We start from the raw sequence: 13,029 nt of genomic DNA, 5'->3' as shown, positions 1-13,029 counted from the left end.
TTTATTGAATTCTTGTTCTGCGTTAGCGTAATAAACTGTTCTGTAATGTCCATTTTAGACGTTAATCGCAAATAAGCGGACTTCTTCATCTGTAAACGCATATCGGATCATGCTTTCAAAATTCAACCCCAGTTTTTCTAATAGTTTGGCCGACGCATGATTATCTTCAGAGGTAATTGCCACAATGCGTTTTAGCCCTAAAACTGATTGTGCATAACACATCACTGCGGAAGCAGCCTCAAATGCGTATCCTTTCCCCCAGAACTTAGGAAGAAAAGCAAATCCAACATCTACATCTTCTAAGAAGTCTCTTTTTACCAATCCGCAGATGCCGATCGGAATGCCTCCATCCTTCAACTCCGTCAAATAAAACCCGAAACCCAAACGGGCATACATGTCTAGAGCTCCTTTTAAAATATAGTCCCGCGCGTCATCGATGGTTCTCACGCCTCTATCGCCTATGTACTGGATCCATGAAGGATCGTTCAATAGCTCAAGTATAAAAGCCGCATCCTCAATTGTTTGTTGACGAAGAGTCAGCCGTTCTGTTTCTAGTACTTTCAAGGTACATGCCCCCAAACGTTTAAAATAGGATATGTATAATTATAACACCGCCAACCTACCTAATATTACCATATTATCCTACCCGTTACTTGAATGAACAAAAAAAGAAGCCGCCGCGAGGTAAGCTCCTTTACTATCGTTTCCCGTTGAACAATCATTAAAATCGAGGTCATTGACTTGTCTCAATCTTAGAAAGGTGGATTAATTCAGAAAACAACTGATGGTCGCAATTTTTCAAATATTTTTTGAGATAAGGCTACTGACTTATCCAATACATCATTTGAGTATTTTAAATCATTTTCATCTTAAATAAGATTGGTACTATTTCTATTTCATTGTCTCTATAGTAATAAAAATAATCTGATAAAAAGTTTTTTGAAGCCTCTACAAGAGTTGTCGGCATGGGTAAAAACAAAAAATGCCTAATTGCTCAGGCATTCTCTTACCATTCATCATCAACCAATCTCCTCAAGCTCATACAGCGATGCTTCCCTGTTACGAATGATTCGCCGTAGCAAGGATGCCATGTCACGCGTGATGTCTCCCCTCTCGAAAAACACTTGCACGGCATCGCGTTCCGCCTGTATGGCGATCCAGTGGAGCTCGCGTCGGCAATCGTTGAACGACGCATCCTTGTGCCGCGAGCCGAAAGTGAATCTGCGCAGCCTATCCAGCATTTGCTGGTAATAATCCAGCACGCCTTCGGTTGCATCATCGCTTTGGAGGGCGCAGCGTTTAGAGAATTCATCGACGACGGCTTGGCTGCATTGCATTTTCAGCGTGCGAATCGCAGTGATATCAGGTTCGATGTAACTAGTCACCAGATGAGGCTGGGAGATGGACGTCATCAACATTTTCAAGCGTCGCCAAATGTTCTTGACGATGACTTTGCCTAGATCCAGCTTATTGGCTAGAATGCGCTCTACTTGCTCCAGCATGTTCAAATAATAATTTGCCTGTTCACGGCTAACTTGCCCGTTCTCCAAACGTTCGTTCACATATTTGCGCTCTATATCCAGCGCCAGCAGGCGCATCCCTGCTTCTTCCTGCTGAAAACGCGGGAATCGTTTCCATTTGACATCCTTTTGTCCAAGCTGCTGCATCATAAGTTTATAGTCCCCAATCACAGTGTCTACAGCGACCTCGTTCTTCTCCGTGCTGGTCTTCTGGAGTGCCCGCACAGCGGCAGCCATGACCTCGATTTGCCAATCGCGCTCCATCCGTTCCCTCTCGGCATCACCCGCTGTGCTTTTCTTCTTTGCAAGCAACGGCAGAACGATACTCGCCGTCAACAGCGAGAATAGAATGACGGTCGCCGCAAGAAAAATAATAAGATCTCTCTGAGGAAAGGGAGCGCCATTTTGAAGGACAAGCGGAATGGAGAACGCACCGGCCAACGTCACCGCTCCACGCACACCGGAAATAGCTGTTAACGTCAGCATACGCAAGCTGGGCACCTCTTGATTCTGATTCCCAAACCAGCGCCCTCCTCTAGCGAACAGAAGCGTCCACACAAAACGCAGCAGTAACAACAGAACAAAAATGAGAATGGCATAACCGATGACTTTGAAATTATCGAAATTCGGGTCGCTTAGAATCGTCCGGGATACGCCCGGGATTTGTAGACCCAGAAGGATAAAGACCAATCCATTTAAAACAAACAAAATGACAGACCATGTTGCATTAGATACATTTTGGAGAGTCGGCATTGTAAACGCCATACGTTCGTTCTCGATCGCATGCACCAGACCTCCCGCTACAGCCGCCAAAATACCCGATACTCCAAGTTCCTCGGCAATCAAATAGAGCAGAAAAGGCGTCAAGATTTGCAGCAGCATGTGCATCGTCTCATCTTCAAGTCCTGCGCGGCGCAGCAGATGACGAATGCCGATAATAAGAAAAGCGACCAGAGCCCCGATCACTAAACCCCCAATAGAGATGACGAGAAAGCTTAGACTTGCCTTCGGTAGAGAAAAAACACCGGTAACCGCCGCGGCTATGGCGAACTTGAAGGCAACGAGACCCGATGCATCGTTCATCAAGGCTTCCCCTTCTAACAGCCGCTTCAAGCTTTTAGGCAAATGAATCCGCCCGGCTAAAGAGCTGACTGCTACGGCATCTGTTGGAGACAGGATGGCGGCTAACCCGAAAGCGGCTGCAAGAGGGATCGAAGGAATCAACCAGTGAACGACATATCCGACGACGCACACCGTTATGAAAACTAGACCCACCGACAGAAGAAGAATCGGAGCGCGCAATTTCCAAAGCTCATCTCGCGGCGTATGCTTACCATCGTTATACAACAACGGGGCAATAAACAAAAGGAAGAACAATTCCGGTTCTAGGTGCAAGTGAATGCCAAGAGGCACGATCACCAGTACGGCACCTAATGCAATCTGGATAAGTGGGACGGGAATGAACGGAACGAAGCGGTTCACGACATTCGATACGCCAATCAGAACCAATAGAATGAGAATAATAATAAAAACGTTCAAGCGGTTATCTCCTTCCCCGAACAGTTCAATAGATCTCCTAAGAAATCACTATGGACATATTATCCATCAGAATACGACGTACTTTTGTAATAATTCAATATTTCCCAAAAGAATCCTTCCCCATCCATGCAAAAACGACAAGCGATCATTTGACCGACTGCCGTTTTTTCGTATATGCACTTATTGGTTTGTGGTCAGCATGACTGAATTTCTATTGGGTCAGTAATTTTCAAAGCTCACCGCACATTCTAACCCAACCTAGGGTCGCTCCTTCGAAAGCATGCTCTCCCTCATAATATTATTGCGTTATACTGCGCCGCGGCAGCCCTTCTGGTATTTAACTATTGTGCTCGTTAACAACCCATTATTTCCTTGCCACTATCATGAAGCGTTCCGTGTTGATCTTGATTCCCTTCTCTGTTTGATTTGATTCAATAAACTTTTGAAGTATTTCGAAATCATGATCAGTTTGCCCGAAGTTAGGAATAATAGGGGTGTATTTCAAAAAGAAGACCAAATCCTCGTAAGTGTGGAAAAACTGCCTTGCATCATATTCAAAAGACTGAATATGGGTAAAACCAGCTTCAGCTAACTCTGTAAGGTATTTATCTTTTAAGATCCCTTCATCAGTTCCAAAACCCTGTCCTCTTCCGAAAGCTTGTTTAATGTTTAATTTATCATTTTCGCTTACCTGTTGCGTTAAGAATATACCATCATTCGCTAACACTTTTGAAACTTCATTTGCATAAAACTCACTGTGCCGACAGGACACCAAATTAAAAAAGAACTCAGGAAACGTAATATTTTCAGCTTCCATTTGTAAGAATCGAATATTTGTTTTATTTGATTTTTTTAAGTTTTCAGTAGCGGACTGTATCATTCCTTCTGAATGATCAATGCCAACAAAAAGTAATGTAGCATCGGCAATAGATATTAAAGCTTCCCCACCGCCCGTACCAATATCAAGCAATAAATAGGACTTATTGCATCTTTGAGTAACTTCATAAAGAAAATTCCATTGTTCTCCTTCAGAAGTAGTTCTTAATTTACTAAAGTCCCAGCCATTTAATTTTCCAACCTTGTCGTAAAAATCCTTGTACTCAGACCTGTTCATATTTTGTCCTCCACCTTTAAAATGAGACAATAAAAAGCCAAGGGGATATGGGCTATGCATGAATAGGAGCAAATGCAAAATAATCATTTGTTCCGTTATCCGGGCTACCCTTGTGTCCTTGGCTTTATATTTTAGATATCAGCCGACACTATTCAAAGTTCTAGTTTCATGTGACCAAGAGGGCAGAAAATCCCCTTGGCAGCTGGTACGCGTTTTCTCCAGCACGAAAACTAATTACTTCAAACGATACGGAATGACATCCATTTCACCTCATTAAGAAGGGAGGCGATCCCGCGCCGCATGGTGCCTTGTCGCATAGCGTTACTTAAGGCTTCACAATCTTCTCCTGCTTCTTGTTTTCCGGGATCGGCGCGGGCTCAGTACTTTGGTCGTTCGCAGTAAGATCGATCCCGTAATCCTTGGCAAAAACCATATGGGTATCGATAAGAACATTCTCGGCGTGTTCGTCGAGATGGAATACCCGGGCTCCACGCAGTCGGTTCCGATTCGCGCCGGGCAAACCGTAAGCACCGAAGCCCGTGCTTCCGGTATAGCCAAGCAGCACGCCGTAGTAGTTACCGTGGTACGTATTGACGTGATCATGGCCGCAGAAGACACCCTTGACATCTCCTCGGGCCAGAATTGCCGAGAACATACCGCTATTGATCGGACCAGGGCATTCGTCTTCGTTCCTTTCCCCCACAATCTTGTGCTTTCCTACGGCCCTAGCATGGTCTGCCTCGGACCTTCCATCCACGCTGGCGTACCACATGAATCGGTACTCCCAGAGCGGGATATGAATGAACATGAGTGCCGGCACTTTATAACCCATTTTCTCCTCCAGCTTTTTGGAGGTTTCGTAGTACCACGCCACTTGATCGAACCGCAGCCAGTCCCAGGTCGGATATCCTTCAAAGTTTTGACCGGCAATCGTATCCGGCGCATACCTTCCGCTGTCCAGCAGCCAGATGTTGAAGGCCGCCTTCGACCCTTGTGAGGACCGGATCAACAGGTTGGTATTCCCCGTCCCGCTAATCCCTTGTTCTCCGGGCTGGTTTACATTATGCTTGTACGCCATATAAAATTGCAGCATTTCCTCTTCGTATAGACCGGCGTTCGGAGTTGAGTCCTCGTCGTGATTCCCGAAGGTTACTGCCCACTTGATTCCTCGCTGCTCCATGGGTTGGGCAATGTTATTCATCGCCTGCTTCATCGCCATCGCCGTATCGCAGCCTGAGGTAATGTTGTCGCCGTTAAGGACGACAAAATCCGGCTTTTCGGTATCGAGCACCTTTTCCATCAGCTCCACGGTCCGCCGATCGATATTCTCGTCATCCTGCGTGTCGTTGAACTGGACGATTTTGAACTTTCCGTCAGAGTTAAATTGCAGTTTCACATTGTCGTTGGTTGCCGCCTGTACTTCTCCACCGCCAAACAATTCGACGGGAACACCCACTGATCCGAGCGTGATCGCCAGCGCACCCGCCCCACCAACTTTAATAAAATCCCTCCTGCTTATGCTTTTACTTGCTTCATCATGGCTCATCAAACAATACCTCCTATCATTTATTGGGATAAGCCCCCCTCTCAATCTATCGAAGAAATGTAAAGTGAATATTCCCTAGATCTAAAGGTTATGTAAATCGAAGGGCAGCTGCAATTCGATTATCATCCAAGACTATTTTCTCTGGTGTCATCAGAACGGACGCGGGAAACAAAATCAAAGGACGTACCGCGTAAATGAAGATGTACAGTACTGGCGCAGCTCCTCCGAATGTTAATATCCAAGTCCTTATTCCTTCAGGACTGAGATGCAAAACTTTATGATTGAACCATAATAAACCGATGACGACTACAATGAACAATAATGATTTGATTAGCCATGATCGTGTTTTCATTCCAATCTCCTCATGATGTTTTTCTACTTTTGTTTATTTATCAAAAACAGCAGTCAAATATAGAATTTGAACTGCTGTTTTTGTTTTGCTTATTATTTTTGTTGCAGCACTTGCAGCATTGCAGCTACAACGCCATTATGATTGGATAAATGCGCGGCAGTCGTGAGCATCAGCTCTCCAAAATTTTCGGCTTTTTTGAAGTTCTCTGGTACAGGCTCTTCCAGTCTGTCTTTGAACGTATTGTAAAGATGTTCGCGTTGTTCTTTCAAAAGAGCGATCATCTCATCCCATGCAGGCAACTGCGTGTTGCTCTTCTTTCCATTCCGTAGCTTTCGTTCCATAAAAGAAAATATCTTGGTACTTTTGCGGAAGGCTCGTTGGTTGTGCGCCAAGATCAAACACATGGAACTCAGTAACTCGAAGTACATGCCCTAAATGCCAATAAAGGCTGGTATTAAAACCTTGAGGGATAACCATGCGTTGGTCCTCTGGACATTTAGCAAGCAGCTTCATAAAATTATCATGTTCAACATTATATAGGTGGAAAACGAAATCTTTTCTCATTTTTACAATCTCCTTATATTTAGAATTATTTTTATATTTTAACCATGAAACTGCAATTGATAACGCAGTTACTGTTGATTAAACAACTTGGTATAAACGCCATATCCTTTTTGTTCAAGATCAGCTTTCGGAATAAATTCCATGGCTGCAGAGTTCATACAGTATCGCAGTCCCGTTGGTTTGGGTCCGTCATTGAACACATCGCCTAGAAAGGAATCAGCATAACGGCTTCTGACTTGGGTAGACGATGTAAAGAACCCAGATGCTTGTTTTAAAACAATATTGTTCGGCTCCAAAGGTTTTGTAAAACTAGGCCAGCCCGTACCAGCATCATATTTGTCCTTTGAGCTAAACAATGGCTCGCCTGAGACAACATCTACGTAAATACCTTCTTCTTTATTATCCCAATATTCATTATTAAATGGCGGCTCATCAATACCATTCTGAGTTACGTTGTATTGGCGCTTAGTCAGCATTTTCAGCTTCTCCTCCTTATTAAAATCTTTATTAAAAACTGTTTTTGCAGGATTTATCACTTTCCGATCGTTGCCCCAAGTTTTATCCGAAAATTTATCGCGACCAGATCCAAGCTCACTTATCTTGTAGCTGATTGGGCTTTTTTTATAATAATCCTGATGTTCCACTTCGGCTTTGTAAAACGTTGATGCAGATGAGATCTTAGTTACAATCGGTTTATTAAACCTTTTTGATGCTACTAATGCATCTCTGGATGCTTCAGCCAACTCTTTCTGTTCATTGCTATTGTAAAATACAGCGGATAGATATTCATCGCCACGATCAACGAATTGACCGTCTGCATCCGTAGGATCAACGTTTTGCCAGAAAACTTGAAGGAGGTTATCATACGTAATCTGATTCGGGTTATAACGAACCTCCACCGATTCGAGATGTCCTGTAGTTCCAGAACCCACTTCTGCATAGGTGGGATTTTCCTTATGTCCTCCCGTATAACCACTTTCAACACGCAAGACACCGTCAAGCTTTTCGAAAGACTCTTCCATATGCCAGAAACAACCACCAGCAAAAATAGCGGTTTCGTAAGGCGTGCTCGAATTTTCATTAACTGTAGTTAAAACCTCTTGAGCATTCACTATTTCTTTTTTGTGAAACGAACTGTAAAAGGAATAAACAGTAAAGACTATTAGGGCACTGGTTAACACAACTAATTTACTCTTTTTTATTTTCAATTTCCCCTCCACCTCCGTGGTATCTATTGGGGACGGTGCATCCCCACTCTTAGTTATTCAATAAACAATTAATTTCAAAAAAAGATCCAATGAACGCGTTAGTTTTTCACTTATCCTCCTTTATTTTTCTTACACTTGGATTGTAACAAGAAAAGAACGGAAGCAAATCTATGGAAAGTCATGTATTTACAAAGAAAAAGGCAGAACATTTGGTCGCCAAAGCATGATAAATCTCACGCTCTATGCCAAAAGTCATGCCCATGAATTATATTGAACGACTGTACCTTCCGTAATAACAAATAAGCCTACCCTTACCGAAAGTCGGACCTCTTGTAAAGAAGTTCTAATTATATCCTCACATTCCAAATAGGTTTGTTCTCTGCGTAATGAATCCAGCTTGCTTATTTCGAGCGTTCTACGACGTCGATATCGGATAAATCGAAGATAGATTTTAACAATAAATATTTAAACATACGAATAGGGTCGATGGCGTTTCGACCGTTATCTAGGCAATAATTATTCTTCAGTTCTTCATAAACAAACGAGAAGTCAACGAGCTCTTCAATTTGTCGCAGTAAATTATCCTTGGGAACAACCAAGTTGTAAATCTCCATATATGGGCTTAAAATCATCGTCTGTTGGTTTTTAATCATCCTAATCACCCGCTAAGTTTAATACCTTAATTATACAGAAAAAAAGGTACAGCCTCCTCAAAAAAATTGAGGATATCTGTACCTTTGCTTTCAAAAAGGGGACTTTTTCAGCGGCCTCCTCAAGGGTTTGCTGGCTTTTTTCTTAAAAATAAAATACAAATACAGTTTTGAAGTGGTGGGGTTGATTAAAAATGCTGAATTACAAATTAATTTTGAAGTACTTCTTTCAAAACATTGCATACAGTCTCATTCAACTATCGTTTTCGTTAGCTTAATAAGAAAGCCCACAAATACGTGGTGTTCTTGGTGTTTGGTTTTATGGGTTTATTATAATCTTACTTGCATTTAATAAAAATTCTTTCATATAGTTAATTGATATTCCACTATGAAACCTTCTAATTTCAAATAATGTCCATTCTTCAATGTGTTTTATTTTTGCTAAATAAGTTCGATTTCCTTTGTGTTGTTCATTTAAAAAAAGATTATACGTATCAACTTTCTCTTGAGCATCGCCTTCCATTATTTGTTTAATATTTTTTTCATAGAAGATACTTGTACTATCCGCCCATGATATTAGTTCGCTTCGGGGTGTTGTTGAACACCGGATTTCATCAGTACCTTTATAATAAAAGGTACTGTCATTTATATCATATTCAGACAAAAACAGAAGATCTAATAAGCTCCAAAAGTATTCTGCCTCATGTTTAATGTCCCATCTTGAACAATATTTAGGATGTAGTGTAACATGAGTAGAAATAAACCCCGCATAAAGTAAATTTAAATCATTAATTTTCTTAAAGGAATTGGGAATTAGATTTTCACTTCCTAGAAAAGTAACAACCTCATCCGTAAGTATAATTTGTTTAATATCAGTGATTTTTTCTTTTTTAAAGTTAATGAATGTATCTGTCGAAGAACTAAATTTATCAGTTAATAAAATCTCTCCTTTTAGATTTGTGTTTTTTTCTTTGAAGTCTATTAACAAATTACATACAACTTCCTCAAAAACTTGAAAACCATCAATTATTTCATCAAAACTATCCAAAGTGTAAGGAGGAGATACGACTTCTATTAAAGCATTGGAATATTCAGGATGTATCTCCCAGCCTTTTCTAAACAAATAACCCACTTTTTTTACTAGATTTTCATGAATATCCGTCATAGACTTTATTTTATTTATAATCTGTTGTGATGCTAATAAGTAACTAATGAAGTCACGTTCTTTATAAACAATTGCATATTCTTTTTCGATTCCAAACTCAAACCTGTCTGGAACAATTTTCATTGTTATTTCTCCCTCAATACGTACTATCCTGCCCGTTTTCGTGTTATAGTTTGAAAATCTCTAAATTTCACCTTCTGCAGCAGCTATCTCTTCTGCCTTTCGAACTTCACTGAAAAAATGATCTAACTCATGCTTCGCAACTTCACGTATAAATCCTAGTTCTTCACCAAATAGCTCAGGAGTCCATGTACGCCCGAAGGAAGCATGGACCACCTCATCAGCCCAATCGTAATCCTGGAACTGAGTCATTAATGGATGCTTCACTTGATCTCTGCAGAATTCAAATTCCCCTACTTTTCCTGGTCGCTTCATCGCCCCTTCTTCGATTCCAATACTTAGCCACGCGTATTGCGCACTCGGGATTTTTTCTATATTGATATCATAATCAGACGTATATTGCGGGCGCGAACGCCAATTCAACCCTTCAGCCTCCAGTGCTGCTTGACCAAACAACGCATGGCGAACCTCATCCCACAAGTGCCTTGCTAAGTTCCGATAGAATGCCCACGGCATTCCTTTTTGTGACCATAACACAGCCGCAATCAGTTCCGCCGCCGTCATCTCTTCCTGACGTACTCTCATCATACCGACAAGTCTGTCAACATTCGTCTCCTCGAATTTCATTCCCATGCTTGTACGGTAAAGGGTTGTTTCACCCATACGTGCTTCTCGTTGCGATTTTTTGGGCAATTGATAAACCTGGAATGATCTTATTCGTTCTGGTATTTCAGAAGACCTTTTCATTTCGTTGCTCATTCCACCTGCTGCAAGGATACATCGCTTTAATAACGTACACAGTTCTTCAGAACCAGCCTCTTCCCACTCCCCCTCGTTCTTCAGGTGAGCAATTACCGCTTCCCCCCAATTTACTTGTTCCTCCAGATCGAGAAGGATTGAGCGTAATATACGAATAGTCGGTTGATCTACAATTTGTTGTGTACGTTGTATATGGCTCCTATAGGCTTCAATAAGCGCTGGTTTAATCACTGTATACACACCAGCTAACCATTCGGAATCTGTACGAGCATGAAGAATTTCGTCCATAAGCAGCGTTAAAATTGGATCTGGTTCCTGCCCAACGTTAGCAAGAGGCGTACGGAGATGACTCACACGTGTACGAAGCTGATCCGCTGCTTCTGCATCCTCATAGATGTGTCGTCCCATCGCAGTTTTGATATCCCAGTTATGTCGTGCTGGCAGCTGAGCTGCACTTATAAACATAAGACGCTCATGAATGAACCTATATCTCTGCAGTATCTTAGCGTTTGCATCAACACCAAAAGCACCAATTGAATGTGGATTGGCAATTCCTGTAAATGTAATTTCCAACTTTATTCCCTCCTATAACGAGCGCTGAATAATTTCATTTTCTCTTAATGTGAATTCGTTTACAATAGATAAAGAAAGAATTTCAATGGATTTTTTTGATCAGAAAGGGTGCCTCCAATTGAATGAAAAATTGCCTACTTTACACTACTGCGGTGACTTTATTGTTCGACGTAACTGGAAGCTGGGACCACGTATTTTAGACGAGAACGAGTTGGTGTTTTTCCCTCAGGGAAATGGAACCATCTACCGAAATGGAGATCAAGTTTATACATTGAATCAGCCCAGTTGGGTCCTTACAAAGGCAGGGGAAACTCACAGCTATCATTTCGGAGAAACTGCAGCTACTCGTCATCTTTTTCTGCATTTCAGTGGTGGTGAATGGTTTGCGCCTACGCTTTTTAGTACGATGTTTTGTGATGTAATACCGGTTAGGGAAGGTGGACTACTATCGGCAATAATCAGCCAGATCCTCCACATCGCTCATGATGAGAAAGGTACGAATCGGTGCAATATCTTATTATCAGCTCTGCTTAGCGAACTTGAATACTTGGGCAATAAAAGCAAAAACACTTCAATCCCCTCTATGAAATATTTAAAAAATAAAAAAGAGGCCGTAACCGACCCCTCCTATCCGCTCGTGGTGAGCAAAGCATTAACCTATATCCGTAATAGGCTCCTTGAGCCTATCACCGTAGCCGAAATTGCAGTCCATTGCCAGTTATCTCATGAACACCTGACTAGAGTCTTCGTACGTGTCATCGGAATTCCTTTGCGTCAAATGATCATTCAACTGCGGCTAGAACGCGCTTCTCATATGCTCCGTCATAGTACACTAAGCATTAAAGAAATCGCCTCGCAGTGTGGATATGCTGAGAATCATTATTTTTCACGAGCTTTTACCGCCTATTACGGTATGACAGCGACAGAATACCGCCAAGAATACGCTGACCCACGAGTCCAACACATCGTACCTGACGAACGATTGGAAGAAAAGTATCCGATTAATGTTTATTTTCACATTAACCCTTAATGCCCGTCATAGAAATGCCCTCGATAATATTTCGCTGTAGAACAAGATAAACGAGCAGTACGGGCATGACGGCAATTGCAGAACCAGACATCATTAAAGTCCAGTCAGTCACATAGAGTCCCTTGAACGTACTAAGCATCAAAGGTACGGTGAAGTTGTCGGTTGAGCTCAGGAAAATGACGGGCTTAAAAAAACTGTTCCAATTTCCCAAGAATGAAACTATCGCTAACGAAGCTAGAGCTGGACGAATGAGGGGAACCATGATACGCCAGTAAATTTTCCACATGTTCGCACCATCAACATAGGCTGCTTCTGATAAGTCACGTGGGATACTCATAAAAAATTGCCTCAATAAAAATACACCAAAAGCACTGAACAATGCATCCGGAACAATTAGGGATAAATGCGTATCGAGCCAGCCGAGATTTTTTAAAATGATATATAGTGGAACGATCGTAACCTGTTCGGGAACCATCAACATGGAAAGAAACAGGATAAAGAGAGCATTACGAAAGGGAAAATCAATTTTAGCAAATGAAAAAGCGGCCATAGAGCATGTTAACAATTGACTCAGTACCACAATCACAGAAATATAAGCACTGTTTATGTATGCCTTATCAAATGGCATAGCTGTTAGAGATCGGCTAATATTCTCCCATCTCCATGGATTCGGAAATAAGGTCGGCGGTACTTGAAAGATTTGGGCTAAGTCTTTTAAACCGCTGAATGCCATCCATAAAAACGGGCCAAACATGACTACAGAGGCTAGAATCAACAGAACATGCAGAAGGATGGTTGATATTTTACTACCTATATGGTTAATCTTTTGTTTACTGGGTACTGTTCCTGCTGGAACTAATTTCTGATTTACCGTTTTCATGCGAAATCC

12 protein-coding genes and 1 pseudogene are annotated in these 13,029 nt (G+C 41.8%); 1 reads left to right on the top strand and 12 read right to left on the bottom strand.

The genetic code is table 11. The annotated features are described in order from the left end of the window. Positions 1-54: 54 nt before the first annotated feature. The 11 genes and pseudogenes from AC58UU_RS33490 to AC58UU_RS33440 form a co-directional block, all read right to left on the bottom strand. Positions 55-564 carry a GNAT family N-acetyltransferase gene (locus AC58UU_RS33490; RefSeq protein WP_497321852.1) on the bottom strand — a complete coding sequence of 170 codons (510 nt, stop codon included), beginning with the start codon at positions 562-564 and terminating at the stop codon, positions 55-57. 455 nt (positions 565-1,019) lie between these two features. Next, positions 1,020-3,059 (bottom strand): Na+/H+ antiporter, encoded by a 2,040-nt coding sequence (locus AC58UU_RS33485; protein WP_497321851.1) that lies wholly within the window; start codon positions 3,057-3,059, stop codon positions 1,020-1,022. Between the two features lie 364 nt (positions 3,060-3,423). Further along, positions 3,424-4,173: a class I SAM-dependent methyltransferase gene (locus AC58UU_RS33480; RefSeq protein WP_497321850.1), complete on the bottom strand. Its 750-nt coding sequence runs from the start codon at positions 4,171-4,173 to the stop codon at positions 3,424-3,426. 325 nt (positions 4,174-4,498) lie between these two features. Next, complete coding sequence (locus AC58UU_RS33475; protein ID WP_497321849.1) at positions 4,499-5,719, bottom strand: metallophosphoesterase; 1,221 nt, start codon at positions 5,717-5,719, stop codon at positions 4,499-4,501. Between the two features lie 88 nt (positions 5,720-5,807). Further along, positions 5,808-6,071 carry a hypothetical protein gene (locus AC58UU_RS33470; protein ID WP_497321848.1) on the bottom strand — a complete coding sequence of 88 codons (264 nt, stop codon included), beginning with the start codon at positions 6,069-6,071 and terminating at the stop codon, positions 5,808-5,810. A gap of 92 nt (positions 6,072-6,163) precedes the next feature. After that, positions 6,164-6,352 carry a hypothetical protein gene (locus tag AC58UU_RS33465; RefSeq protein WP_497321847.1) on the bottom strand — a complete coding sequence of 63 codons (189 nt, stop codon included), beginning with the start codon at positions 6,350-6,352 and terminating at the stop codon, positions 6,164-6,166. Between the two features lies 1 nt (position 6,353). Next, positions 6,354-6,635 (bottom strand): hypothetical protein, encoded by a 282-nt coding sequence (locus AC58UU_RS33460; protein ID WP_497321846.1) that lies wholly within the window; start codon positions 6,633-6,635, stop codon positions 6,354-6,356. A 68-nt stretch (positions 6,636-6,703) separates the two neighbouring features. Continuing rightward, on the bottom strand, positions 6,704-7,843 hold the full coding sequence (gene msrA / locus AC58UU_RS33455; RefSeq protein ID WP_497321845.1) for a peptide-methionine (S)-S-oxide reductase MsrA: 1,140 nt from the start codon (positions 7,841-7,843) through the stop codon (positions 6,704-6,706). Positions 7,844-8,247: 404 nt separating this feature from the next. Continuing rightward, positions 8,248-8,496, bottom strand: a pseudogene (locus tag AC58UU_RS33450) (transposase); the annotation flags it as partial. 316 nt (positions 8,497-8,812) lie between these two features. Then, complete coding sequence (locus AC58UU_RS33445; protein ID WP_497321844.1) at positions 8,813-9,781, bottom strand: hypothetical protein; 969 nt, start codon at positions 9,779-9,781, stop codon at positions 8,813-8,815. Positions 9,782-9,841: 60 nt separating this feature from the next. Further along, a complete protein-coding gene (locus AC58UU_RS33440; protein ID WP_497321843.1) occupies positions 9,842-11,110 on the bottom strand; it encodes a hypothetical protein in 1,269 nt (422 codons plus the stop codon). Between the two features lie 118 nt (positions 11,111-11,228). Between AC58UU_RS33440 and AC58UU_RS33435 the strand changes: the two genes are divergently transcribed. Then, positions 11,229-12,140, top strand: a complete 912-nt coding sequence (locus AC58UU_RS33435) for a helix-turn-helix domain-containing protein (RefSeq protein ID WP_497321842.1) — start codon at positions 11,229-11,231, stop codon at positions 12,138-12,140. Here AC58UU_RS33435 and AC58UU_RS33430 read toward each other — a convergent pair. Then, positions 12,130-12,963: a carbohydrate ABC transporter permease gene (locus AC58UU_RS33430; protein WP_497321898.1), complete on the bottom strand. Its 834-nt coding sequence runs from the start codon at positions 12,961-12,963 to the stop codon at positions 12,130-12,132. The two genes, AC58UU_RS33435 and AC58UU_RS33430, sit on opposite strands and share 11 nt — an antisense overlap. Between the last annotated feature and the right edge of the window lie 66 nt (positions 12,964-13,029).

Source organism: Paenibacillus sp. JT22N1, assembly GCF_059692155.1.
Note: the sequence above shows the minus strand (reverse complement) of the source record. Positions and strands in the feature narration are given on the sequence as shown.